23 protein-coding genes are annotated in these 26,382 nt (G+C 38.5%); 12 read left to right on the forward strand and 11 right to left on the reverse strand.

What is annotated here, in order from left to right:
- Nucleotide 1: 1 nt before the first annotated feature.
- Nucleotides 2-832, reverse strand: a complete 831-nt coding sequence (locus AC5YGI_RS05675; RefSeq protein WP_496167746.1) for a HipA family kinase — start codon at nt 830-832, stop codon at nt 2-4.
- 271 nt (nt 833-1,103) lie between these two features.
- Between AC5YGI_RS05675 and AC5YGI_RS05680 the strand changes: the two genes are divergently transcribed.
- Nucleotides 1,104-1,250: a hypothetical protein gene (locus AC5YGI_RS05680; protein ID WP_496167747.1), complete on the forward strand. Its 147-nt coding sequence runs from the start codon at nt 1,104-1,106 to the stop codon at nt 1,248-1,250.
- Nucleotides 1,251-1,392: 142 nt separating this feature from the next.
- Nucleotides 1,393-1,599 carry a hypothetical protein gene (locus AC5YGI_RS05685; RefSeq protein WP_496167748.1) on the forward strand — a complete coding sequence of 69 codons (207 nt, stop codon included), beginning with the start codon at nt 1,393-1,395 and terminating at the stop codon, nt 1,597-1,599.
- An 85-nt stretch (nt 1,600-1,684) separates the two neighbouring features.
- Here the strand turns inward: AC5YGI_RS05685 and AC5YGI_RS05690 are convergent, their stop codons facing one another.
- Nucleotides 1,685-2,323, reverse strand: coding sequence for a hypothetical protein (locus AC5YGI_RS05690; protein WP_496167749.1), 639 nt, complete (start codon nt 2,321-2,323; stop codon nt 1,685-1,687).
- Nucleotides 2,324-2,734: 411 nt separating this feature from the next.
- The gene (locus AC5YGI_RS05695; RefSeq protein ID WP_496167750.1) at nt 2,735-3,406 is read right to left on the reverse strand and encodes a hypothetical protein; all 672 of its coding nucleotides are present in this window, start codon (nt 3,404-3,406) and stop codon (nt 2,735-2,737) included.
- 448 nt (nt 3,407-3,854) lie between these two features.
- On the opposite strand from AC5YGI_RS05695, the gene AC5YGI_RS05700 reads away from it, so the two are divergent.
- The 4 genes from AC5YGI_RS05700 (at nt 3,855) to AC5YGI_RS05715 (ending at nt 5,644) form a co-directional block, all read left to right on the forward strand.
- Entirely contained in the window at nt 3,855-4,307 is a 453-nt protein-coding gene (locus AC5YGI_RS05700; protein ID WP_110010492.1) for a PA2169 family four-helix-bundle protein, read from the forward strand.
- A 107-nt stretch (nt 4,308-4,414) separates the two neighbouring features.
- Nucleotides 4,415-4,963, forward strand: a complete 549-nt coding sequence (locus AC5YGI_RS05705; RefSeq protein ID WP_496167751.1) for a type 1 glutamine amidotransferase domain-containing protein — start codon at nt 4,415-4,417, stop codon at nt 4,961-4,963.
- A gap of 136 nt (nt 4,964-5,099) precedes the next feature.
- Entirely contained in the window at nt 5,100-5,417 is a 318-nt protein-coding gene (locus AC5YGI_RS05710; RefSeq protein ID WP_496167752.1) for a hypothetical protein, read from the forward strand.
- Between the two features lie 56 nt (nt 5,418-5,473).
- Nucleotides 5,474-5,644 (forward strand): lmo0937 family membrane protein, encoded by a 171-nt coding sequence (locus tag AC5YGI_RS05715; RefSeq protein ID WP_047433678.1) that lies wholly within the window; start codon nt 5,474-5,476, stop codon nt 5,642-5,644.
- Between the two features lie 141 nt (nt 5,645-5,785).
- Here AC5YGI_RS05715 and AC5YGI_RS05720 read toward each other — a convergent pair whose 3' ends face one another.
- Genes AC5YGI_RS05720 through egtD form a run of 4 tightly spaced genes read right to left on the reverse strand, consistent with a single transcriptional unit; the run spans nt 5,786 to nt 10,464 of the window.
- Nucleotides 5,786-7,351 carry an ABC transporter permease/substrate-binding protein gene (locus AC5YGI_RS05720; protein WP_496167753.1) on the reverse strand — a complete coding sequence of 522 codons (1,566 nt, stop codon included), beginning with the start codon at nt 7,349-7,351 and terminating at the stop codon, nt 5,786-5,788.
- Entirely contained in the window at nt 7,348-8,268 is a 921-nt protein-coding gene (locus AC5YGI_RS05725; protein ID WP_496167754.1) for an ABC transporter ATP-binding protein, read from the reverse strand. The genes AC5YGI_RS05720 and AC5YGI_RS05725 overlap by 4 nt, the downstream gene beginning before the upstream one ends.
- 8 nt (nt 8,269-8,276) lie before the next feature.
- On the reverse strand, nt 8,277-9,467 hold the full coding sequence (egtB, locus tag AC5YGI_RS05730; RefSeq protein ID WP_496167756.1) for an ergothioneine biosynthesis protein EgtB: 1,191 nt from the start codon (nt 9,465-9,467) through the stop codon (nt 8,277-8,279).
- Nucleotides 9,468-9,483: 16 nt separating this feature from the next.
- On the reverse strand, nt 9,484-10,464 hold the full coding sequence (egtD, locus tag AC5YGI_RS05735; protein WP_330747057.1) for an L-histidine N(alpha)-methyltransferase: 981 nt from the start codon (nt 10,462-10,464) through the stop codon (nt 9,484-9,486).
- 347 nt (nt 10,465-10,811) lie between these two features.
- Between egtD and AC5YGI_RS05740 the strand changes: the two genes are divergently transcribed.
- The gene (locus AC5YGI_RS05740; RefSeq protein WP_496167758.1) at nt 10,812-13,208 is read left to right on the forward strand and encodes a hypothetical protein; all 2,397 of its coding nucleotides are present in this window, start codon (nt 10,812-10,814) and stop codon (nt 13,206-13,208) included.
- A gap of 411 nt (nt 13,209-13,619) precedes the next feature.
- Here AC5YGI_RS05740 and AC5YGI_RS05745 read toward each other — a convergent pair whose 3' ends face one another.
- Nucleotides 13,620-14,987, reverse strand: a complete 1,368-nt coding sequence (locus AC5YGI_RS05745; protein ID WP_330747059.1) for a phage tail-like protein — start codon at nt 14,985-14,987, stop codon at nt 13,620-13,622.
- Between the two features lie 402 nt (nt 14,988-15,389).
- On the opposite strand from AC5YGI_RS05745, the gene AC5YGI_RS05750 reads away from it, so the two are divergent.
- Complete coding sequence (locus AC5YGI_RS05750; protein ID WP_330747060.1) at nt 15,390-15,854, forward strand: hypothetical protein; 465 nt, start codon at nt 15,390-15,392, stop codon at nt 15,852-15,854.
- An 85-nt stretch (nt 15,855-15,939) separates the two neighbouring features.
- On the opposite strand, the gene AC5YGI_RS05755 is transcribed toward AC5YGI_RS05750, so the two are convergent.
- The 3 genes from AC5YGI_RS05755 to AC5YGI_RS05765 form a co-directional block, all read right to left on the reverse strand.
- On the reverse strand, nt 15,940-16,209 hold the full coding sequence (locus tag AC5YGI_RS05755; RefSeq protein ID WP_496167822.1) for a hypothetical protein: 270 nt from the start codon (nt 16,207-16,209) through the stop codon (nt 15,940-15,942).
- A complete protein-coding gene (locus tag AC5YGI_RS05760) occupies nt 16,134-17,696 on the reverse strand; it encodes a lamin tail domain-containing protein (RefSeq protein ID WP_496167761.1) in 1,563 nt (520 codons plus the stop codon). Before AC5YGI_RS05760 ends, AC5YGI_RS05755 begins: the two co-directional genes overlap by 76 nt.
- 397 nt (nt 17,697-18,093) lie before the next feature.
- The gene (locus AC5YGI_RS05765; protein ID WP_496167763.1) at nt 18,094-19,602 is read right to left on the reverse strand and encodes an amidohydrolase family protein; all 1,509 of its coding nucleotides are present in this window, start codon (nt 19,600-19,602) and stop codon (nt 18,094-18,096) included.
- Between the two features lie 401 nt (nt 19,603-20,003).
- On the opposite strand from AC5YGI_RS05765, the gene AC5YGI_RS05770 reads away from it, so the two are divergent.
- The 4 genes from AC5YGI_RS05770 to AC5YGI_RS05785 all read left to right on the forward strand — a co-directional run bounded on the left by AC5YGI_RS05770 (nt 20,004) and on the right by AC5YGI_RS05785 (nt 26,291).
- Complete coding sequence (locus AC5YGI_RS05770; RefSeq protein ID WP_496167765.1) at nt 20,004-20,462, forward strand: hypothetical protein; 459 nt, start codon at nt 20,004-20,006, stop codon at nt 20,460-20,462.
- Between the two features lie 104 nt (nt 20,463-20,566).
- Entirely contained in the window at nt 20,567-21,652 is a 1,086-nt protein-coding gene (locus tag AC5YGI_RS05775; RefSeq protein ID WP_496167767.1) for an efflux RND transporter periplasmic adaptor subunit, read from the forward strand.
- 15 nt (nt 21,653-21,667) lie between these two features.
- A complete protein-coding gene (locus tag AC5YGI_RS05780; RefSeq protein WP_202839316.1) occupies nt 21,668-24,829 on the forward strand; it encodes an efflux RND transporter permease subunit in 3,162 nt (1,053 codons plus the stop codon).
- Nucleotides 24,822-26,291 (forward strand): TolC family protein, encoded by a 1,470-nt coding sequence (locus AC5YGI_RS05785; RefSeq protein WP_330747066.1) that lies wholly within the window; start codon nt 24,822-24,824, stop codon nt 26,289-26,291. Before AC5YGI_RS05780 ends, AC5YGI_RS05785 begins: the two co-directional genes overlap by 8 nt.
- Nucleotides 26,292-26,382: the final 91 nt, after the last annotated feature.

The raw sequence follows: 26,382 nt of genomic DNA on the forward strand, positions 1-26,382 counted from the left end.
ATTATATTTTTTCCAAATAATCTTTAAATACTTTTTTATTCCTCTCCTGATTAAAAAGCAAATTTCTTACACATTTAGCATCTTCCTCGGTGAAATTCCACTCTTCAGGAATACAACGGATAATATTATCAAAATATTTTTCACATTCGGAAATGCAAAGGTAAAAATAATCTTTATCTTCTACATCCCATTTTCTATTTTGACATTTTATATTTTTCAAACTCTTTGCCAAATCTGTCACCAAAATATTTTCGTTTGCAATAGGGCAAAAATCCTCTGCTAAAAGACTCTTATATTCCATTGTACTAAATATATAGGAATGGTCAATTGCTACAATATCAAATTGATTCTCATTATTTTCTATGAATAGAAGGTTATGATTTGTTGGTTTTCTGTCATCATTTTCTACCCATATATCAAATAACCCAATCTTAAAAATATCCATTGGATTACTAAAGTCCTTATGAGAATATTTACTTTTTAAATTGAAAAAATTATTACTATCGATAGCATTCTCTTCCCATTTGCTTCCAAATAAAGGCTTACTATAAAAAACAGGTTTATGATAGTTTTTTGAATATTCAGGAAGTAATAAGTCTTGTGAAAAATCCAAAATTGCCATCTCAGGAGTTATTAAATTCCACAACTTCAGAAACCTATTTGCCAATAACTCATTAATCATATCACAAGCAGGATTCTTAGATTTACTATTCTTAGCCAAATACATTTCATAGTCTTCTGTAATTACTTTTACAGGACTATTTCCTGTCGTATAAATTTCTTCACCGGCAGAAATAACTTTCAATCGTGCAATTGTATTGACCCTTGTCATATAATCACAAAATATGTCATTATAAAAATCTATTAAGGATATTATTACTTAAAAGTAAGAATTAAAAGCCATATAACGCTCATGATTCATCAAAATGGTTTTTTATCACAAAAACATATTTGAAATTTCCTTATCTAACTTAAGTATCTGGTGTATTACAACAATTTCTAAAACTCTACTATTGAAATAGGAATCAGGTTTTAAAGAATACGGTTTTCCGTAATGTAAAAGCTTTAACTTACTTTAAATTTAGAATGTTAAATAAATTAAAATGGAAATAATTAAAGCAATTAAGCCAGGCCCAAAACCTGACAAGTCTGATGGAACTCCAGACAAAAGAAGAAGGGTAACACCGGAAACAAAACCAAAACATCCGGATCTAAAGCCTCACAAACACAAACCTGGAGATTCAAAATAATCTTTAGATTGTTAAAAATGTCTTTAAAAGTCTCAGCAATGCTGAGATTTTTTGATTACGAAGAACCGTACGTTTAGCACTTATTTATTCAGAGAAATATTGAAATTAAATAACAAAAAGTCAAAAATCACCCTATACATTTATGACGCTTAAAGAAATTAAAAAAGCTCAGTTAGAAAATGAAAAACTTTATGATAACAAGGTCATTAGTATAAATGAGTATATTGAAAAACAGTTTGAACTATTACAGGAATTAGATGAACATATATACAAGTTAGAAAATATTCATCTAGAGTTTTTTAAAAATATAAAGAATTGGTTTAGAAAAAAAACTAACAAAAAAGAATAGACTGCTCAACAAAAAAACTAAAAACAAAAAAAGTTTCAAGTCTCTATTGTTAAAGGATTTACCTTATATTTTCACCATCTTCATTCTACGGTCTTGTGCCTTGCTCAACCCGGTTTTTCTGTAAAATCTGTATGGCTCCGGTAGAAGTATTTCCATAAAGCTGAATATAAATATCATCACCATTTGCTCTTCTGATGACATATACTTTTACGGGTTCATTCCAATAATCTATGGAGCCTTCCTCGCCAAAGTATTTGGCCTCTTCTTTTATTCTGTCAAGCTCTTGCTGAGAAACTTTACCATCAAATATTTTTACACCGCCAACTTTTGTAATAGCCTCATCATAGCTTTTCAAAAAATAGGGCAATGACCATTCTTCCGTATTATCTTTCCCATTGACTACATATGTTTTCCATACTTTTCCTTCTATGGCTGTCATTACGCCGTTAAGTGGAAAAAACAGCATGTCAAAGCTTCTTTGTACTGGTTTATTTTGAAAGTCCAGTCCTTGGGGAAAACTGAAAAAGGGAAAATCTCCTACCTCAGCGGTGGAAACCGGCACAGCATTAATGTCAAACTGAGTAGTTTCTCTCGGAGATTTTTCTGCGGCTGTAGTATTTCCTATGGTGACAGTATCCTTAGCTGCCTCTGTTTTCTCTTCAGCCTTTTTGTTACAGGCAGCAAGCAAAGCGCCTATTGATAGAATAATCAGTGTCTTCTTCATTGTAATAAATTTAGTTTTTGGGTGTATAATTTTTTTAAAACAGTGAACGATAAAACAATACGAATCCTTCTTCATCAGAATCGTTCTGTATATTTATCCCGTACTATTTTTGCGGCACTAACTTACAAATAAAAATAAGGATAGGAAATCCCTAATTTTAAGGAATTTAGTGAATAAAAAGATAATATACTGATGATATTTGACGGAGATTTTTACTTTTGAAACTGATGATTTTTAAGATCGCAAAAATGTAGAATAAACTTTGCTGATTCCTAGAAACACATAGATAAGCACACCGCTTCATGAGCAACGAAGCCGAAGCACTAGGCTTACTTACAATACAACGAAATGATCAATGAACTTTACATTAAAAAAGAATTCCAGTCTTGATCTGATGAAAGATCTAAAAACTTACACCTTCCTGATGATATCGCGGGTAAGATAAATATAATTAAACATACAAAACGTCGCCACCGCCCCGAAAGTATGCCACAAAAAGTGGGTTCCGAAGCTGAACCATTCCCATTTATCAGCGATACGGAAAGTCAGTGCAAAAACAAACGACAGCACTGCAAAGCCTACCCATTTGCCAGCTTTCCATTGGGTATACATCAAATACCTGAGTACCGAGAAAACTACAAATGAGGCCATGATAGCATAATTGACGTTGATAAAAAGGGAAGGATTATCGATCAGAATCCAGTTTCTTAAAGCAAACATCAGAGCGACATATCCCAGAACCATTACAGCAGCATAGTACCATCTGGTGCTTTGCGCTACAAAATAAAACCCGGCAGACAGGCATAATAGCATAATCGGAAGCCAGTCCATCATAATAAATACCGGCCATTGTCTGAAAGAATGGTAAACCGTTCCCCCAATGGCACCGATATATAATAAAACCAGGCAGTAGGTTAAAAAAGGATATTCTTTGAAGTTACCTTTCAGCTTGATGGTCCAGAAAATGGCTATGGCTAAAAACAATAAGGCTGTTAATGCATTGAAAGGCTCAGGGAACAACTGAGTCATATCTGTTTCTTTATATAACAGGCCTCCATCCGGAGGTATCGGGTTTATCGGCATTGTCTTTTTTATATTATATGGATAGGCCTGTTTAAGATGTAAAATACAAACACAAGCCATTTTTTCTAAACATGAGTAAATCATACACTTACTTCTTCTAAATATAGAAAAAATTATGGCATCATCTATCTGCGTGCCCAATTTATATTTTATTGCAACTGCCCTCCTACTCCATCAAAAGAAGCCAAAGCTGAAACTGTTATCAATTCTTTTGCTGATCAAATAGCTGCCGGTAAATGCTTTTTCAGGGAAGCATTTATTCGCAGCACAAAACTAATAAACCTCTGTGGTGCTTTTGATTATGGAGTTCTTTGCAGTTCTTCAGGTATTTTTAATTAAGATTTGTTTTCAAAATTTTAAGTTTTTTTTAAATACCACATCTTTGCAGATATGCCGTTTGAGGCACAGCACTTGCAAAGTTCATAGTACCAATTTAAAATATAAAAATATGAACAACGAGAAAACAGTTTCAGTATTGAATGATTTACTGAACATTACCAACGACAGAATTCAGGGATTTTCAAAAGTGGAAGACAAAGTATGGGATGAGTATCCGCAGCTAAGGGCAGATTATGATACCATGGTAGCCCAATCTCACAAGATGAAAAACGAATTGAGCAATCTGATTACGGAAAGAGGCGGCACACCGGATCAATCGGGATCTACTGCAGGAGCTATCCACAGAGCATGGATTGATGTTAAAAATTCTTTTGCTGCAGATACAGCCGGCTCTACGTTAGGAAATGTTGTATATGGTGAAAGTGCTGCTATAGATGCGTATCAGGATGCATTAGACAGCGGTGATCTTTGCCCGGAAAGTTCCAGAGTGGTACTGGATCAGCTTCATCAGCTTAAGGCTTCTCATGATAAATTTGAAGTTCTTGAAGATTTAAAGAAGTAGATATCCTCTTTCTCATGGGGGAAGTTTTTATTTAATCATCACACAACAATCGAACATTGTCATCGGAGGTCATAAACCTTCCGACACTTAACACAAAAAACAGTAATATGTCAAAGAAAATCGCAATACTGGCCACACATGGCTTTGAAGAGAGTGAATTAAGCTCACCTAAAGAATATCTGGAACAACAGGGATGGACCGCCCATATCGTAAGTCCTGAACCGGGAAGCATTAAAGCCTGGGCAGAAAAAGACTGGGGAAAGGAATATCCTGTAGATCAAACGCTGGACAATGCAGCTGCTTCAGATTATGATGCGCTGGTATTACCGGGAGGCGTTATTAATCCCGATCAGCTGAGAACCAATGAAAAAGCACTCACTTTTGTAAAGGATTTTTTTGCTCAGCATAAACCTGTAGCAGCCATTTGCCATGGACCGCAGGTACTGATCAACGCGGATGTGGTAGAAGGCCGGAATCTGACTTCCGTCAACTCCATCAGCCAGGATTTAAAAAATGCAGGCGCACGCTGGGAAGACAGCGAGGTGGTAGTAGATGAGGGACTTGTTACGAGCAGAACACCAAAAGATCTTCCTGCCTTTAATGCCAAAATGGTAGAAGAGATCAGGGAAGGAAAACATAAGGAACAAACGCTCTAAAACTAAAAAAGTCTGGTTCTGCCAGACTTTTTTCTTCGCTCCAAATTTGATAAGAGCTATGTAAATACTTAAAAAGTACCACATTTCTCTCCTATGGCAAAAAATTTGTACCTATTTAAATCCAAATCACAATCGTATGAACAATATAGTAAAAATTACATTGGCTCTTGCAGCAGGAAGTTCTTTGCTTTATCTGGGCCTGCGAAAAAAAAGCAAGAAAAGCAAAGTATATCTTGCTCCTGACGGAAATACTTATAAAGAAAACCAGATTTACCGTACTTATGATAATAAGCTTTATAAGAACGGCAAGGAGTTCCATTATTCCATGCCACAGTTAGAGGATGATCAGTCTTTCAATAAAAATTACAGTACGGTTACTGATACTGTTTATTCCAACTATAAAACCGATCACAAAAGCACCCAATATCACCATAAAGGTGTAAGGCATCAATAAAACGAGGCCGCTAACTATACACTACATCACAACACTAACCACAAAAAAATAATAGTATGAGAAATTTATTATGGCTTGTTGCAGTCATCTGCATCGCAGTCTGGCTACTTGGAATGCTTGGTATCATTCCCGGTATGGACACAGGAAGTTTAATCCACACCCTTTTGGTGGTTGCCATTATTGTCGTTCTGATCAATATTTTTACCGGCAGAAAGCCTCTTAATTAAAAACAAAAAAATCAGAGTAGAAAAACCATCTACTCTGATTAATATTTAATAGCAATTACATAAAGACCATCTACGAATGATCTACCGGACAGAAAGTAAAGTTGAGTCTTATTTGATTCTTTTTGTTGAAACTGTCTGTCATCATTGGGAATCCATATATTTTTTCAGGTCTGAAATAGTTTTGATTTTAAGTTCATCAGCCTGTTTCCTCCGCATCATCAAAGCATATGCATTATTAAAACCAAGTGGCTGCAGCCATTCAATTCCGTACTGTTTCCGGAATTCCCGGTTAACATACTCCAGCGTTTTTTCCGGGCTCTTAGACACTTCTTCTATCGTTTTTGCCGAAGGTTTCAGCAAAACCAGCAGTCCGGTTCCTGTGTATTCAGGATACACATCAATGGCGTCATTCATCAGAGCATCAAAGCAGATTTTCGTTCCGCCAAGCCCTGTTTTTGTTTCTACTTTATAATCTGTGTAACCTTCAATGAGCATTTTGTACATTTCAGCTAAAATATATTGCTCACCAAAAATTTTGGATCCGATTTTTATGGTTTGGGAATTTCCTTTGCGTGGATCTTTATATAAATTTGTTTTCATTAAAAAATCTTTAGCAATTTTTTCGGGAGTCTGTTTAAGATAATCGGCTTTGTAATTCAGTTCAGTCATGATAGAATCATTGAATTTACCTGCCAAAAGGTTCAGTGTTTTTTCCAGTCCGGGAAGTTTTTCCAATGTTTTTGTTTTGATCACCGGGGCCGCAAAATAAGGAGGAAAAATCTTTTTGTCATCTTCCAGAACATACAAATCAAAAGCTTTGATCCTTCCATCTGTTGAATATCCGCTGATGAGGTCCAGCTCTTTTTCGTAGGCTGCTTTGTACATAATGGCATCGCTTACAACCAGTGGATGTGCATCAAGCCCATATACCGAACGTAGTCCCAGATTTCCGTCCTGCCGGCCCATAAACTCAGGGGTAAAACCTGCCTTAATCTTATGGTTTGAAACAAAAGTTAAAAGATAAATAATCCCGATAAATGCCAAAACAGCCGGAATGATATATTTTAATTTCTTTACAGACTGATAGCTTAATTTCTGTAAAACGGCAATGGTCTGATCTAAAAGAACAGCCAGTAAAGCGGCGGGAATTGCGCCGGCCAGAATCATATTGGTGTTATTGAGGGAAATTCCGCCAAAAATAAATTCACCCAAACCGCCTGCCGCCACAAATGAAGCTAAAGTTGCCACCCCAACATTGATCACCGCTGCCGTCCTGATTCCTGCAATAATAATCGGCATAGCCAAAGGAAGCTGAACTTTGAAAAGCAGATGTTTTCTATTCATTCCCATTGCTTTTGCAGCTTCTGTTACCGCCGGATCTACTTCCGTTATTCCGGTGTACGTATTCCTGATGATCGGTAAAAGAGCGTAGATCAGCAATGCAACAATGGCCGGAACTGCTCCAATCCCGAAAACAGGAATCATAAAACCAAGCAAAGCAATACTGGGAATGGTCTGTAAAATTCCTGCCATTCCTAAAACAGAACCTGATAATTTTCTTTTTCGGGCAATGAGAATCCCTAAAGGCACCCCGATTATGATGGCCAGAAACAGAGATAAAAAAGTGAGTCCCAGATGCTGTACAACCTGAGTAAGCAGTTTTTCATGCTGCTCTGTGATAAACTGCCAAAAACTTTGTTCGCTCATACAGTCTGGAATTTTCGGTATTCACTAAAGGCTTTCACCAGATTTTCGTACTCTGCGGAAAGCAAAGTATCTGCACTCAACTGTTGCAAAGCATCCCAAACACTCGTATGGTCTGAAAACTGAAGTTCTTCATAAAAGCGGCTGCCTTCAATCAGAGAGTTCAGATCTTTCAGTCTGCCTACTTTGTATTCCAGTAAAAGCCGGTTTTTAGCAAAAAAATTCTTAACAAAATCATTTTTAGGCTGATACAACATTTCTCCCGGAGTTCCTGACTGAATAATTTTCCCCTGATCCATCAGGCAGATTTTATGACCTAAATCGAAGGCTTCCTGAACATCGTGGGTCACCAGAATAATGGTTTTATTTTTAAGTTCTTCGAGTGATTTGAATTCTGAATGAATATCACTTTTGGTAATATTGTCCAGCGCTCCGAACGGCTCGTCCATCAGCAAGACAGGGGCATCGGCAATCAAAGCCCTGGCAATTCCCACTCTTTGCTGCTGTCCGCCGCTTAATTCGTTGGGAAACCGTGTAAGCACGTTTTCAGAGAGATGGAGTTTGTGTAATAATTCAAGGGTTCTTTGGGTTGTCTTTTTTTTATTCCATTTCAGCAAATCGGGAATAACTGCTATATTCTGTTGTATGGTATAATGGGGGAACAACCCGGAATGCTGCATGACAAATCCAATTCCCATGCGAAGCTCTTCCACTTTTTGGGAAAGAATATTCTTGCCATCAATCAAAATAGTTCCGGAATCTACTTCGATGAGGCGGTTTATCATTTTCAGCATGGTGGTTTTTCCGCAGCCGCTTGTTCCCAGAAGCACCAGAATTTCCTTATCATTGGCCTGAAAGGAAATACCATCAACTGCTTTTTTTCCGTTAAAACTTTTTGAAACCGATTGAACTGTAATCATAGGCAAAATTATTGTGCAAGTCTGATTCCGGTGAACTGCCACTGTAAATGAGTCGGGAAAAAGTTCCGGTAGGTATTTCTGCTGTGTCCCGGCGGAGTGGCCACCGAAGCACCACGAAGCACCATCTGATTCACCATGAATTTTCCGTTATACTCTCCTACTGCTCCAGCTTCTTTTGTATATCCCGGATAAGGAAGATAAGCGGAATTCGTCCATTCCCAGCAGCTTCCCCAGTTGAAACAGGCTGATGCAGCTTCCCATTCAGCTTCGGTTGGCAGGCGTTTTCCTTTCCATGAAGCAAAGGCAGAAGCTTCGAAAAAACTGATATGACAGACCGCTTCCTCTAAATCGATTTCCTGTAAGCCGTTTAAAGTATAGTTCATCCACTTCCCATCAATGAAATGCCAGTATAAAGGGGATTTAACACTATTTTGCTTTACCCAGTCCCAACCCTCGGCGTGCCAGTGTCTGAAATCTTCATAGCCTCCGGCTTCCATAAATTCTACATATTCTTTATTGGACACTAATTGACTGCTAATTTTAAAATCATTCAGATATACCTTGTGCCTACCCAGCTCATTATCAAAACAGAACCCTTCCCCTTTAAAACCGATTTCATAAATTCCTTCTGAAAAACTGATCATTTCTGAATTTCCGGCAGTTTCTTTTTTTGAATTCTTTTCTTTTTTATAAGCAGGAAATAAAGGATTATGTCCTAAAATGTATTTGATATCTGTAAGTAACAATTCCTGATGCTGCTGTTCGTGGTTTAAGCCTAATTCCAGCAGGGATTCCAATGGTTGTGTAAGATATCCGCTCTGAAGAAATTCATCCATCTTTTGATCCACATATTCGCGGTATTTAAAAACATCCGAAACAGAGGGACGGCTCAGGTTTCCCCTGTCGGTGCGGATAACACGGGCACCGATGGTTTCGTAATAACTGTTGAACACAAAATTATACTGAGGATCAAAAACTTCATACCCTGGAAAATTGGACTGTAAAATAAAAGTTTCAAAAAACCAGGTGGTATGTCCCAAATGCCATTTCGGAGGACTCACATCTACTACGGGCTGAACTACATAGTCTTCAATTTCCAGAGGACTGCAAATTTCAACGGAACGATTTCTGACTTCAAAGTATTTCTTAACCCTGTCTTTATGAGGATTTGCCTTTACAGGTAATGCATCTTTTTTCATAAAAAATCTTTTTAAATTATACCATCCAGATAGAATCTACAAACCAGTTTTTAGAATCTTTAATTTCAGCAAGAATATGAAAACCCGAGTCGCCAGCCAGTTTTCTGATATCCTGTTCAGAAAATTTCCGGGAGATCTCCATATCAATCAATTCATCTTTTTTAAAGGTAAACAAACAGTTTCCTATATGAACTTCCTGATCACAAAGACTTACCAGAAAACTTCTGCAATCTCCTGAAACCGGGTCGTAATTTTGATAATGCTGGAAATTTTCCACCTTGAAATCTGCTTGCAGTTCGCGGTTGATTCTTGTAAGAAGATTTAGATTGAATGAAGCGGTAATTCCCGCAGGATCGTTGTAAGCAGCAAGAATGGTGTGCGGATTTTTCTTGAGGTCAAATCCTACAAGAAACAGATCCCCGGAATTCAGTTTTCTTTTCACTTCACTGCAGAAATGTGCAGCTTCCTCGCTTTCCATATTGCCTATATTTCCGCCTAAGAAAAAAACTACTTTTTTCCTTTTTGAAATCCCGGTGGCTTTATCAAGCATATCAAAATACTCTCCTTCCAACGGTAAAACTTTCAGTTCAGGCAGGCTCTTTTTGAGGTTTTCCTGCAAAACAGAAAGAATATTTCCTGAAATATCAATAGGCATATAGGTGAAGTTTGTTCCTTTCTCTACTAAATTTCTGAGAAGGTATGATGATTTCATCGCATCGCCAGCGCCTAATTCTATCAGATCAAAAGATTCATTAATATTGGAAATTGCTTTTACAAGTTCCTCTGTTTTATTTTGAAATATATCCAGTTCACAATTGGTAAGATAATATTCCGGCATCGCCATGATCTGCTGGAAGAGATGATCGCCTGTTTTGTCGTAAAAATATTTTGAAGATAATTTTTTCGGATGAGCGGACAATCCTTTTAAAATGTCCGAACCGAAATTATCGGCACCGTCATTTTTAAAATGACAATTCTGTTTTAACTGTACATTCATAGTTTATATTCTGTTTGGTCGTTCATTGAGTACAACTATCTTGCCGACACCGGATCACTTTCCGCATATCTGTAAGCTTCTTCAATTCATATAATTAAAGATAGGTTTTATTTGCGGTTTTAATGTACCACATCTCACCTTATTGAGAAAATTATCAATATTGCCGGGTAATTTTATTAGACTGTATTGTTTTATAAAACATCATATTCTTAAAAAACACCGGTAGTTCTGCAAGTAAAAACTTTAGTAAAAAATAGCCTATACATTGGATAATTATAAGTTTTTAACCTTTCCGGAAGTCTTTAAATGATTACATTAGCAAAGAATTAAAATGTGCTGAGATTTCTATGAAAAAAATATTCTGTGTAATGCTTCTTTCGATGGTACAGCCTATTATGGCGCAAACCAGACTGGAAAAAGCAATTACCAATCTTGAAGATCATTACGAGCAGGAGAAAGTATATGTACTTACCGACAAATCACAATATGCAGCGGGCGATAAAATCTGGTTTAAAAGTTTTGTATTTAACGGTTATAACCGATCGCCACTCTCTACTACCCTATTTGTAGAGCTTTACAATGCCAATAAAAAATTAATCGACTGGAAAACTGTACTTCTTACGAATGGGGAAGGCAGCGGGGATTTTCAACTGAAAGAAGATCTCCCGGAACAGGTTTATTTTGTGAGAGCCTACACTCCTTATATGACCAATTTCAATGAAGATTTCCAGATTGTCAAAACCATTCCGGTTTACAATCCGAACTCTGCGGAATCATTGGTTATTGCAAAAAATTCCGACTGGTCTGCCAAAGTATTTCCGGAAGGCGGAACTTTCATTAACGGCACCTCTACCAAATTTGCTGTAAGGTTATCGGGTAATTCTTCCCTCCCGGAAAGCTGGTCCGGAAAGATAATTGATATTCAAGCTCCCAACACTCCTGTTACTACATTTAAATCTTTTGATAAAAATGTGGCTTCCTTTAAAATAACTCCGGTATCAGGAAAAAAGTACCAGGCCATTATTCAGGATAATAAAGGAAAAAGCCAGACCATTGATCTGCCGCAAGCTGCAGACAGCGGTCTTAGTATAGAGGTTGTAAGTTCCAAAGAAGGGATAAAATACAACATAAAGGGTATTCATCTGAAACAACAGCTTCAGGGTTATAAAGTTGTAGGACTCATCAACAACCATCTTGCTTACAGAGCCAATATCAACCATCTGACGAGTGATGTATCAAGCCTCATTCCTACAAAAGTAAGTAATGGTGCGAATGGTATTTTACAGTTGGTTATTTTTGATGAACAGGACAATATCGTGGCAAAAAGGCTTTGCTTTATAAAACCTGCTGATCTAAAAATTGAGAAAGCAGAAATAATAGGACAAAGCTTAAAACCAACGCCAAGAGCATTCAATAGTATTGATCTTTCCCCTGAGTCTTATTTTAAACATTACACAGTTTTAGTGAGTGAAGATGACGGTAGCCAGACTCCTGAAGAGGAAAATATTCTGAGCGGACTTTGGCTGACGGGAGACTTTACAACAAGAATAGACAGCCCGGCGCAATATTTCTCTAAAAATGCCAACACCGAAGCTCTGGACGCCCTGCTTATTTCAGAAAACTGGAAAAGATTCGACTGGAATTCTGTACTCAGCGGAGCGGCACCCACCATTAAAACACAGTCTCAGCAATATCTTTCCTACAGGGTGAAACCTATTAAAAATAATGCCCTGATGATCAATTCGGCGGTCAATTTACTATCAAAATCGGGAGAAAATCAGCCCGTATTCGGTCAGTTCAAAACAGATCAGAATGGGTATATCTATTTAAACAACCTCAATAATGATGAACCGCTGGAGATCTCGGCCTTTGTGAATTCAGAAAATAAAGAATCGGGAAATGATGATTTGTTTGTTACCATAGAACCGTTAGTAACTCCTTCCCCATTTACAGGTAATTTCCCGGCAACCCCATACACATTGGTAAAAACCGACAAAAATAAAAGCCTGCCTCCAACCATTTCCAGAGCGATCAACACTCAGAAAAATACTAAAAAGAAAGAGAGTAATGATATACAAATCCAGGCAGTAGCTTTGGTAGGAAAAAAGAAAGATCCGAAAGCAGAGCTGGATAAACAACTGTCCAGCGGCATGTTCAGTTCTGTCAATTCTACAGTATTTGATTTCGTTAATGAAGACCAGCATATTTCAGGATCAAGCAATATTTTAGACTGGCTGCAGGGAAGAGCTGCCGGCCTGACATTTCAGAAAAACAACTCAGGAGCAAGCGTTCCTTATATCCGCGGGCAGCAGGCTAAGCTCTATTTGGATGAAATACAGACCGACCCTACTATGATTAGCAATCTTCCGGTTAATAATATTGCGATGGTAAAGATCATTAAAGGATCCGGATTAATAGGTGATGCCGTAGCCATCTATACCATGAAGGGGAATATGAAATCTAAAAGCAATGAAAAAGAATTGAAGAAGAACAATGTATCAATTATCAAAGGATATGATAAACCTTCAGAATTCCCTATTGAAATGATCGATGACGATGCTCCGGAAAAAATTGAAAATGATACGCGTGAGACACTGTACTGGAATCCTAATTTATTTGACAGTGATTATGTTCCGCCAAGAATTAAATTCTTTAACAACGACAGCGCCAAACAATTTAAAGTGTTGATCATAAGCTTTGATGAAGATGATAATATTCTTTATGATAAGCAGGTTCTAAAATAAAAAGTAGAGAGACTATCCCGGTCTCTCTATTTTTATTTTGAAGAAAAAAATCAGAAATCATAGTAGCCATAAAGATACCGCTACGTTTCTCAGTTTTATACTAGTCTACTACAAACTACCATTTTGTAATAGAAAAAAACTTGTAAATCTTTACGTTAAACGAAAGTTCTCTAAAGTATTTATTGGTAAGCTTAAAGTTTCTCCTCACAGCCTCGAATATACTTTCGTGTTAAGCATTATAAATCAAAGATTCTGAAAACAACATTTTAAAATAATAACAAAACCCTTTTCTGTTTTTCTGAAAAGGGTTTTCTAGTTTTGAAGCTGAAAGGAAATTATGAAGTTAACCGGAACAGCTGCTTATATTTATTAAAAAATGGTGTTATAACTGTAATATCTTTAAGATACTTATTACAAAGGTGTACAAACAACAGACATTGTAGCTTCCATCTGTCTGTACGATCCACCTTTATTACATTGGCTGTATGCATAAAACTGTTCACCTGCATTTAGTATAAAAACAGCAGTAATATTGGTGTATCCATCGCCTAAATAATTAGATCCGTAATGCTGGGTTAGCTTGCCACCCGAAATATTCCTTACCCCAACGGTTACTCCTCTGTAATGGCTTTCCTCTACTGTCCCTGCAGGAACCTGGTCGAAGTGTGCGGTGATGTTTATGGTGTATAATCCTGTTTTGGTTGCCTGAAAGGTACCGTTATCTATTCTTGTAAGATAAGCGTTATTAGAAAGGTAGGTATTTTCAAACCACATGATGGCAGAGGAACCATCTGCAGATTTTACTGAAGGCCCTGTTCTTGTAGCAACCAAAGCACTGGCCGGTGTTGTGATATCTACTTTTTTAGCAACCCCGTTAGTATCTAATGCCATTAACATGTCTGTGCTGTTCATTGTGGATGACGGGACACCTCTGAATCTTACATTTCCGTCTACATCAAGCTTTTGTGTAGGAGACATTGCATAGTTGGTATCATAACGTCCTATTCCCATAGATCCGTATTCGTTAATTACAACAGCCGGCCGGTCACTGGTAGAAAGTGTAAGAGCTGAAGAATTGGTTGAGCCGTCTCCCCAGTAATTGGCTTTTATCCCTGCCAATGGGTAATTAGCCCCAAAAATCTTTCCGTTAAAGGATAGTTTTCCAAGCTCTGTTCCGGCAGACAGGTTATTCCCTGCTGTTCTTTCCAGATTAATTAATGGAGAACTATTGGTTGACTGAACTTTCAACTGATTACTATCAGGATTTCCGTTTTCTTTTATATGCAGCGCTGTATCAGGGGAAGCAGTCCCTATTCCTACTCTTCCATTGTCTTTAATGACAAAATCAGTGTTTGAAGATCTGGCAGTTCCGGTAGAAGATGCTCCTAATTTTACCATTGTGTTGGCGGGATCATCTATGAAAGCATCGGTTGTAGGATCCCCTGCGGCGATAGTTCCCGAGTTCAGTTTTTGCCAGCGGTTCAGGTTGCTGTCAAAATAAAAATATCCGGTGCTGGTTACTTCAGTTGTCTGCCCGCCGGGAGCCGTATCAGCAGCTGTTACATACACCAATGCTCCCTGCTGTTTTTGGGTATATGTTTTTGCTCTGAGTTGTGCTCCTGTAATTCTGGGTGCAATAATACCATCGAATACATTTGTAGATGTGGGCTTACCTACTACATCCAGGCTAGCCTGAGGATCTGGTGTATTAATACCTACTTGAGAGAATACCTGAAGGCTTAATAGTAAGCCTCCAAGCAATAGAAATTTTTTTTTCATTATTTGATCATTTTGTTGGCGTAAATGTAAGTAGATGTGAAATGACAACAACAATATTTGCATACATCAATGATACACCTCCAATAAATTTAACATACAGCAATAGTGCATTTATCCTCTATATACGTTGTATAAACGGGTGGACTTTTTTCATCAGAATATTCTATTCCACTATCTTCTGCACGCAGAAATATCCCCGTCAAGGTTTAAAACCTTGACAGCGATTCCAACATAAGCCTTTTTCTGTGGAAATTATACTGCACAGGAAAACCGTACTTTCTTTCTTCACTTTGGCCCTGCTACTATATGAAGCTTTTTGCATAGTAAGTAAGAATCTTCAAAAAAAACATCATCTTTCAAAAGAAACTCCCAAATATTCCGTTTAATTCTTAAATTTGGCTTATGCGAAAGAATTTTTATTTCATCCTTATATTATGCACGCTTACCAGCTGCTATACCTATCAGGTAAAAAAGCCAGCGGATCCGGCTGCCAACAATAATCAGGCTTCTAAAAAAAATACCGTTGCAGCGAATAATACTTCTGCAGAAATGGCGGGTACAAACCCTGCATCCCAGAGTCTGAACGCCCAACCTGCACCTGTGAATATTCAGGAGAAACTGGCTGCCGGTAAAAATGTTAAAATTGAAGTCGACAGCAAAAGTTATAAAGTCATTGTCGACCGATGGGAAGGAGACAGTCTGGTAGTACACCCGGTTCGTAATGCTAAAAAAAATCTGAAATTCCATAAGAACCAGATCAATAGTGAGAGAATTGCAGAAAAACGCTTTTCACAGCCTATTGCTGATATTCTTACCGTTACGGCTTATGCAGCCATTGGTGTTGGAATCTATCTTTTGGTCAAATAGTTTTTAAAACTTTAATACAATACAATCTAACAAAATAGACTGCCTTGTTGAGACAGTCTATTTTTATGATCTATTTTTGGGTTGGTTATGGCCAGATCACTCCGGATTGTTTAGGACTTGTCCAGGGTTTTCCTGCAGGGCTTGTACCCGGATGGGCGGCAAGACATTCGCTGACCCACGTAGCCCCCACAGCATGCGATTTTACTTTTTTCACAGAACAATAGGTCGTTCCGAAGTTATCTTTATACAGCTGATAGTTAGGATAGGCACCTTTAGCGACTAACTCTTCATCATTAAGAAGCTCAACATCATACTCACTTCCGCAGGATAATCCACAATAGCACCAAGAACCCACGCTATGGAATCTCTATTATTACCTGCTACCAGACTTGGCGGAGGGCTGAGTGTGATCTTGATCGTAGATTTTGACTGATCCACAGAAAACGAAGAAGAATAGGTAGATTCTTTAACACTTGCCAAAGGAATTCCCAAAAAAGAAAGCGTAGCAGAAGAAGACTGTTCAAAGGTTTTCTGAATGCTTTTATAATCTTCACCTGTTACGGTGATTTCTACTGTAGGATAATTGGAAATGGCCACTCCGTTCAACAAACCGAAAGGTCCTTCAGGTCCGAATTTCATTCCCGGATCCGGAGAAAATTTGTATCCTGAGATATGTTTTTCTTCCTCTTTATCTCTGCTGTTGATCTGTGCTTTACGGATAGGATCGAACCATGCCCAGTACATATTGCTGGCTATATTAAAATCTTTTGGTCCAAAGTTTACAAGGGTAACTCCTGTAAACATCATGGATATTTTGATGGAGTTTTTGCTTGTCGCAATATTTTCACTAAAATAGTTGGCATTGCCTCCAATTCCTAAGGTAAAGAAATCAAAGATAGGAATAGAAAAACCCGTTTTCCCCTCAACGGAAACACGGAAACGGCTATCAGATTCACGGCTTACTTCCATATCAATCTGTGCGGTTTGAGATGTATTTTTAAGACCATTTAAAATCTGGTCAAGCGGAGTGGTCACCTCAAAAGCCGGTAAGATACTGTCATCATTCAGGAGCAGTCCGCCATTTTCTTTTTTAGGATTCTGTACATTTTTTAAGGCTTTGGATAAGTATCCGTTATTCATTGTTACATTGTTCTGCAAAGATATGGTGGCACCCAGCGCATCCAGATAACTGGCCAATACAGGGATAATAGGTTTTCCGCTAGCCGGTGTCTTATTCAGTAAGGCATCGAGGTTATCACTTTTCTGAATCTGGTATAAAGTAGTAGCAGGATTCGCCCATTCTGTAGCAATTTTATCCATAATGATATCGATAGGCTGCATGGTATCGGTAGCCGGAGGAAGCGTATTATAAGCAGCTACCCAGGCGTTAAGCAATGCCATTTGCTGATCTGTAGCTCTTGTATGGGCATCATTCAGTACAGCTGTATCTTCTAATGATAGAGAATAATTGACTTTTGAGAAAGCATCAATAAAATAATTGGTAAATACCTGATCCAGCTGCACGGGTTCAGTACTGGCTCTAAGGTTGGAAGAGATCCAGTCATACGTTTTCTTGTTAAACTTCAGATTAGACGGATCCTGCCAGTAGTAAGGAAAATTTCCTTTACCGTTGATGGTGATCGCCGAGAGCTCTGTACTTAAAACACTTGCTAGAATATCATTGGCTCTGTCTTTCAATTCTGTAATAATTTGTGATGCTTCTACAAACGGAGCAACATTTTCTGGATTTTTCATGATAATAATATTGGGTATGGTTCCTACTCTTTTACTGGCTTTTCGGATGCTGCCGTTGTTCAGGGTTTCGAAGCTTCTTTTGAACATAACAAAGTAACGTCGAAAAAGAGCGGGATCTCAGAGTATAAATTTCCGATTTTGAAGCCAGGTATTTGTACTGTACCCTATAGGCATTTGTACGTATAAAAAATAATAACGCTAACCGCCAGCCTTTGTGGAAGCCCGTATCATCAGTGAAAAAACAAACCACAAAAGGTTTAAACACTTAAGTAGATTTAGAGTATATCTGGTGCATAATCAGTCCACATAAGTTTAAAAAATCTTTGATTTTGATTTCCGTCTGGAATGCTGTACATCAAAAGGAAAAAGAATACGTGAGAATTGTCCGAGAAAAGTTTAAAAAGTAACAAATACATCTGTTAAAATGATAAATCGCATTATTGAAGGTCAATAATGCGATCTTGCTTATTCAGGAAAAATCTGTTTAGTTTAACTTCTGATTTGTTTTCTTAACAAAATCATTCCATTGCTGGTTCAAATAAGTTATTGCTTTCTTTTTTTCACCATCATTCATAGAAGAATAATTAATAGAATTGAAAACCAGTTTTTTCAGGGCTTTCACATCCAGCTCCCAATACACCTGTGTTACCCAGAAATCATAGCTGAGACCGGTATATCCATAGACAGAAGGGTCATCACTGCTGATAGAACACTGTACTCCGTTACTTAATAAAACTCTTGCCGGATGATTTCTCAGATCACTTACATATCCTAAGATCTGATTACTGATCGGGCTTACCTCAACCAGCTTGTTTTGTTTTCTGATCTGATCCATGGTTTTCGGAAAATAGATGAGATTCAGTCCGTGACCGATTCTTTTATTATTGAGCGGTGCTACATCCAGAACATTTGTATTCAACCTAGAATTGCTTTCTCCGGCATGAAGGAAAAGTGGCAGCTCCACCTTATACTTTGCACTAAGTTCATTCATTTTTGCCCAGCTTTTTTCAAAAAAACTGATATGATGACCTGCTGCTTCATCCGCTACAAGGTCAAAACCTGAGATCATATCCGGAAATTCTTTCTTCATTTCAAATGCTGATTCCAGCTGTTTCCCGATGCTTTCATTATCCAGGAATTTAAAACTTGAATAGATCAGTTTCAGGGTGAACTGCGGATCTGACTGGTGTATAACTTTAAGAATGTCCTGCAGATCTGTGATAGAAGTTTCCAAAGAATATTTTCCATGCTGAAAATCATAAAGTTCATCAAAGATATATCTGATTTCAACGTGCTGTACTTTGTCTTTTATCAAATCCTGAAATCCTTTCAGATAATATGCTTTAAAGAAAGGACGGTACGGAAGCAGCAAACTGATACGTTTAAAACGTTTTTCAAATTCAATCCAATAATCTGTGTAAGAGCAAAGGTTGTCTCGTCTCAATGTAAGAAGATCCTGCAGTTCTTTTTCAAAACCAGGGTTTGAAGTAAGCTTTTTATCAAGACTTACAAATCCGTCCGGAACTTTTCCTTTTTCAAAAAAAGCCAGCTGTCCGAAAATGTACTGATCATTATCTTTCTGATCGTAAACATAGCATTCCTGGTATTTTCTGGCCGTTGAAATAATCCATTTTACGTCTGTTATTCCACCGCTGTGGGTATGCAGCAAGCCTCCTTTTGGCATTGTCTGAAGAATTTCAAACAGCTTGCTGCTTTCTATTAATGGTTTTAATTCATTAAAAGAGCTGTTATATAAAGATATTTTCTTGGCTTCCGAATCACTGATAAACTGTTTACGAATCTGGAATAGTTTTTTATCCAAAGCTATTTCTTCGTCGGACAATTTTATATCAGCATCAAATGCCATTAATGCATTTTCTGTCTCTGATAATGCCAGATTCTGTTGATATACAGATTTTTCAGTCACTTTAGCCTGGCCCCAAAATAAGGGTGCTCCAAAAAGTGATATATAAATAAGGTATTTTTTCATCATAATAAATATTGGAGGAGTTTTTTGTACTATCGGTTATGCTTTAACCGTTAAAAGTAGCTTTTTACAGCAAAAATTGTGCAAAATAAAGCTAATTCAAAAATAATATTAAATTTTTTAAAACCTCCAAGTAATTATAATGAAATAAAAAGGATGTAACATCAATGCTGCAGACTTATATTGGTCAAAAATTATCTATGATCCCTTACTGGAAAGAGGTTCTGAACTGCGGAGGAGAAAGACTGGCATTATTTTTAAACAGCCCGGTAAAGGATTGTAATTGCTCACCCCTGATTCCTACCTTATTTCATTTATTTTTTTCAATGAAAAAACTTACTTTTTAACACTTTTTTAATCTTTAGCGGTTGCACCTATTTTGAAGTTTAATTACCTTTGTCTCTGGGATGCGGAAAAGATTTTATCAATATTTATACAGTTTGCTATTTGCGTTGCTTACCGTTTTAGGATGGTATTACGGGCAAATTCAGCAGTATATATCAACGGATATTTCTTCCGATCTTCATTTTACCACTGATCTTCTTGTTCACGAAAAAAAGAGCTTCAAAGACTCTTTTACATTTCTTAAAAATAATGAAGCTCATGATACTTACAATGTCAGCCATCCCCGGTACAATAAAATCAGAGCTAATCTTTCTGAAAACGACAATGAAAATGACGACAACGTAGAGACGTCCGGTTCTACCGAGCTTCTTGCCCTTTTCAAAGATGGTTTCTGGCATCTGATTTCAGGTTTCGTTACTACATTTCACAACAGACAAATCGCTGTTTCACTTGCCCAATCAGAACATTTAAAGACCTTACATGATGATCTGTACATCCAGTACAGGGTCATCCGACTGTGATTTTATACTAATTTTTTCGAAAACCTTATCCGCTTTCATCCTTTATTGTGAAAGCCGGTCACTCTATTTTTTCAATTATAAATTATATAAAACAATATATTATCATGGTCAAGAAAAGTCTCATGTATATCAACTTGTGCCTTATTCTCTTGTTTGTAAGCTGTCAATCTGAAAAAAAGGAAAAAACAGAAGCAGCCTCATTCAACGTAACAAGCCCGCTTATTAAAGATACTTTGGTGAACAAAGATTATGTTGCGCAAATCCGTTCTATTAATCATATTGAACTTCGGGCCCAGGAAAAAGGATACATTCAGTCTATTTATGTAGATGAAGGACAGTTTGTACAAAAAGGGCAGCTGCTGTTCAAAATCATGCCTAATCTTTATGAATCTGATGTAAACCGTGCCAAAGCGGAAACCCGATACGCACAAATCGAATATCAGAATACCAAAAATCTTTCTGACAAAAACATTGTTGCCCCTCAGGAAATGGCTATGGCTAAAGCAAGATATGAAAAAGCCCAGGCCGAACTTGCTTCAATGAATACCCATTTAAAATTTACCGAAATCCGTGCTCCTTTCAACGGAATTGTAGGAAAATTACACGTACGTAAAGGAAGCCTTGTAGATGAAGGCGAGCTTGTGACTGAGCTTTCCGACAACAGCAAAATGTGGGTATATTTCAATGTACCGGAAGCTGAATATCTTAATCAGATGGACGCAAAAAAAGATGACAATCCATTGCATGTACGTCTTAGAATGGCCAATGGCAAAGAGTTTACACAAGATGGTATTGTACAAACCATAGAGTCTGATTTTGACAATGAAACCGGAAATATCGCTTACAGGGCTACTTTTCCGAACCCGAAGGGACTGCTGAGATACGGAGAAACCGGAAACATCGTTATCACCTCTCCTTATGCCAATGCAATGATGATTCCACAGAAAGCAACTTTCGAAGAGCTGGAAAAGAAATATGTCTATGTGATCGGTAAAGATGGTAAAGTACATGCAAGAGAAATAAAAGTAGCTGCCGAATTACCGCATATTTATGTAGTGGCTTCAGGACTTGGAAAGGATGACAGAATCCTACTTGAGGGTCTTAGAATGGTACAGGAAAATCAAAAGATCAGTTCAAAATACCAAAAGCCTGAAAAAGTAATGTCGAACCTGGATCTGTACGCCGAGTAACCCAAAAGCAGCATTATGTTTAAAAAAGTAATACACCGACCGGTTTTCGCCATTGTAATATCGGTTGTGATCCTGTTTATGGGAGGTATCGCCATGAAGCAGCTTCCTACGGAACAGTTTCCAAAAATTGCCCCTACCACTGTAGCCGTTTCTATTGCCTATCCCGGCGCGAGTGCAGATGTATTGGTAAAATCATCTTTGATTACGATTGAAAATGCCATCAATGGAGTTCAGGGAATGCGTTACATCACCACCGATGCTACCAGTGCCGGGGAAGCTACCGTGAATGTTGTCTTTGATCCCGGAACCGATCCGAATGAGGCAGTCGTTCTGGTAAAAACCAGAGTGGACCAGGTAATGCCTTTATTACCGGAACTGGTACAGAAAGAAGGAGTTGTTGTCAACCCGATTCAGCCGAGTATGCTGATGTACGTAAACCTTTACAGTACGAATAAAAGTATGGATGAAAAATTCCTGTACAACTACTCTATGGTGAATATCATCCCGGAAATCAACCGTATCCACGGGATTGCAAAATCTCAGATCCTGGGTAGCCGAAGATATGCCATGCGTATCTGGCTGAACCCTGACCGTATGCGCGCTTATGACATCTCTGTAGATGAGGTGATGAAAGCTATTGGCGAACAGAGTATCATCGGACGCCCGGGAAGAATCGGGCAAAGTTCCGGTATTGCAGCACAGTCGCTGGAATATGTATTGACCTATAAAGGACAATATAATAAACCGGAAGAGTATGAAAATATCATTGTCCGTTCCAATGCAGAAGGTGAAAATGTAAAGCTGAAAGATATTGCCAAAGTAGAATTGGGAAGTGAGTTCTTTGATATTTATTCCAATCTTGACGGCCATCCTTCTGCCTCTATCGTTTTAAAACAGAATTACGGAAGTAACGCGAATGACGTGATCAGAGATGTGAAAGCGAAACTGGCAGAAATGAAAGGAAACTTCCCTCCGGGAGTTGATTATAAAATCAGTTATGACGTATCCCAGTTCCTTGATGCTTCTATTGAACAGGTGATACATACCTTAAGAGATGCATTTATTCTGGTGGCCATTGTGGTTTTCATTTTCCTTGGCGATTGGCGTTCTACGCTGATTCCTATTATTGCTGTACCGGTCTCTTTGATCGGAACTTTCTTTGTGATTCAGTTCTTTGGGTTAACCATCAACCTTGTTACCCTTTTTGCTTTGGTACTGGCGATCGGTATTGTGGTTGACAACGCGATTGTTGTCATTGAAGCTGTTCACGCCAAAATGGAAGATAGTAATATTTCGCCTTATAAAGCGGTAAAAGAAGTGATGGGTGAAATTGCGGGTGCTATTATTGCCATTACAGCTGTGATGGTAGCCGTGTTTATCCCTATTTCATTTATGACGGGTCCGGTGGGAACTTTCTACCGTCAGTTTTCGATTACCATGGCAAGCTCTATTGTGATTTCTGCAGTAGTAGCCCTTACGCTGACTCCGGTTTTGGCCGCAATGCTATTGAAAAACCACCATGGAAAGCCTAAAAAAGCCAATATTTTCACCAAAGCTTTAGATTCATTCAATAGCGGTTTTGATAAAGTAACCGGAAAATATGCTTCATTCCTTAGAAAAATCGTAAGCCGAAAGGTGGTAACATGGGGAATTCTGATCGCATTCTGTGCCGGAATTGTGATGATCAATAAGGTTCTTCCGGGCGGGTTTATCCCGAATGAAGACCAGGGAACTATCTATGCCATCATCCAGACTCCTCCGGGTTCTACCCTTGAGCAGACGAATAAGGTTTCCAGAACATTGCAGAAAATCTGTATGGGAGTAAACGGTGTGGAATCTGTATCATCCCTGGCAGGATATGAAATCATGACGGAAGGCCGTGGTTCGAATGCAGGAACCTGTCTGATCAACCTTAAAAGCTGGAACGACCGTGATCATTCTGTGAAGGAGATCATGGAAGAACTGGAAGAAAAATCAAAAGACCTTGGAGCTACCATTGAGTTCTTTGAACCACCGGCTGTACCGGGATTCGGATCTTCGGGAGGTTTCTCCATGAGATTGCTTGATCTGAACAGAACGACCGATTATCAGGAATTTGATAAAGCCAATAAAGATTTCATCGCACAGCTTAAAAAACGTAAGGAGCTTTCAGGAGTCTTCACCTTTTTTGCGGCTAATTATCCTCAGTATGAGCTGGTTTTTGATAATAATGCGGCGATGCAGAAAGGAGTTTCTATCGGAAAAGCGATGGACAACCTCAACATTCTGATTGGTAGTACCTATGAACAGGGCTTTATCCGTTTCGGACAGTTCTTTAAAGTCTATGTACAATCCTCTCCGGAATTCAGAAGACTTCCGACAGATATTATGAATCTGTATGTGAAAAACGACCGTGATGAAATGGTGCCTTATTCCGCATTTATGACGATGAAAAAGACACAGGGGCCTAATGAAATCACCCGTTACAACATGTACAATTCTGCGGCAATCCGCGGACTTCCGGCTGCAGGGTATACAACAGCGGATGCTATTCAGGCAATCAATGAAACAGCGGCTAAAACACTTCCTCACGGATATAAAGTGGCATGGGAAGGATTGTCTTATGATGAGGCCCAGCGTGGGAATGAAGCCATTTATGTCTTCCTTGTTGTTTTGGTATTTGTGTATCTGGTTCTGGCGGCTCAGTATGAAAGTTTTCTTATTCCGTTTGCGGTACTTTGTTCACTCCCAGTCGGAGTTTTCGGATCTTTCTTATTATTAAAGGCAATGGGACTTGAAAATGACATCTACGCACAGGTTGGATTGATCATGATTATCGGATTACTGGGTAAAAACGCAGTACTTATTGTAGAATTTGCCGTGAAAAGACGCCAGGCAGGAGATTCTATTCTTGAAGCTGCGGTAGAAGGCTCCAAAGCCCGTTTCAGACCGATCCTGATGACTTCTTTTGCCTTTATTGCAGGATTGGTTCCGCTTGTTTTTGCAAGAGGTGCGGGAGCAATCGGAAACCATACCATCGGGGCATCTTCACTGGGAGGAATGCTGATAGGAACGCTTTTCGGAGTGATTGTCATTCCGGGGCTCTACTACATATTCGCCAAGTGGTCTGATGGTAAAAAAATGATCAAAGACGAAGATGAATCTCCATTAAGCGAAGACATGATCCATTATGAATAAAAGAAAAATATATCAATATGCAGGTCTGGCAGTCGTTTTATTAAGTCTTACTGCCTGTAAACCTATAGAAATAGCACAACGTACTGAGAACAAAACTGTCCCTGAAAAATACGGTTCAGCAGAAAATGACACTATCAATACGGGAAAAATGAAATGGAATGAATATTTCAGTGATCCTCATCTTCAGGAGCTGATCAGTCAGGCCCTGCAGAATAATCAGGAACTGAATATTGTTCTTCAGGAAATTGAAATGTCTAAAAATGAAATCAAAGCCAGGAAAGGTGAATATCTTCCTTCTGTAGGTTTAAAAGCCGGAGCTGGCGTAGACAAAGTAAGCCGGTACACCAATATCGGAGCCATGGAGGCCAATACTGAAATAGAACCCGGCAGAGAAATGCCGGAACCTTTATTTGACTTTGGTGTTGGTGCCCAGGCACAGTGGGAAACCGATATCTGGGGAAAACTTCATAATGCTACAAGAGCACAGGTGCAAAGGTATCTTGCGAGCATTGAAGGAAAGAACTTCATGACCACTCATCTGATTTCTGAGATTGCCGATTCTTATTATGAGCTGCTGGCACTGGATAATGAGCTGGTCATTTTGAATCAGAATATCAAAATTCAGAATGATGCTTTGGAGATTATCAAAGAACTAAAAAAGAATGCGCGATCCAATGAACTGGCCGTACAGAGATTTGAAGCCCAGGTTCTGAAAACCCAGGGCATGCAGTATGACATCCAGCAGAAGATTGTTGAAACCGAGAATAAGATCAACTATCTGGTGGGTAGATTCCCCCAGCCTGTAGAAAGAAGTCAGGATTCTTTTGATTCTGTTGTTCCGCAAGCTGTGTATGGAGGAATTCCTTCTGAACTTTTGGAAAACCGTCCGGATATCAAACAGGCTGAATATGAACTGGCTGCTGCCAAGCTTGACATTAAAGTGGCCAAAGCAAGGTTCTACCCTTCTCTTGATCTTTCTGCAGGAGTCGGGTTACAGGCTTTTAATCCGCTGTATATCATCAAACCTCAGTCGTTCCTGTTCTCTCTTGCTGGAGAACTTACGGCTCCGCTGATTAACAGAAGAGCGATTAAGGCCGCCTATTATAATGCCAACGCGAAACAGATTCAGGCAGTGTATCATTATGAGCAGACTGTTCTGGGAGCTTATATTGAAGTAGCCAATCAGCTGTCTAAAATTCATAATCTGGAAAGCAGTGTGAATATCAAAACGAAGGAAGTAAATGCTTTAACAAAGTCTATAGACATTTCCAACGACCTGTTCAAATATGCCCGTGCTGATTATATGGAGGTTTTACTGACTCAAAGGGATGCCCTGGAATCAAGGTTTGAGCTTGTAGAAAAGAAAGTGAACCAACTTAAAGCGAGTGTTGCTGTTTACAGAGCGCTTGGCGGTGGTTGGGATCAGGCTCCGTTGGCAGTTCCGGATATTACCAAACAATAAATTCTTTTCAATCTTGTTTTTATAGGGGTCTGCCGTGAGGCAGGCTTCTTTTTTTAGATGATTTCTTTAATCTTTGGTAAACGGGCTAAAG

The sequence above is a fragment of the Chryseobacterium sp. CS3K3.1 genome (assembly GCF_059515165.1).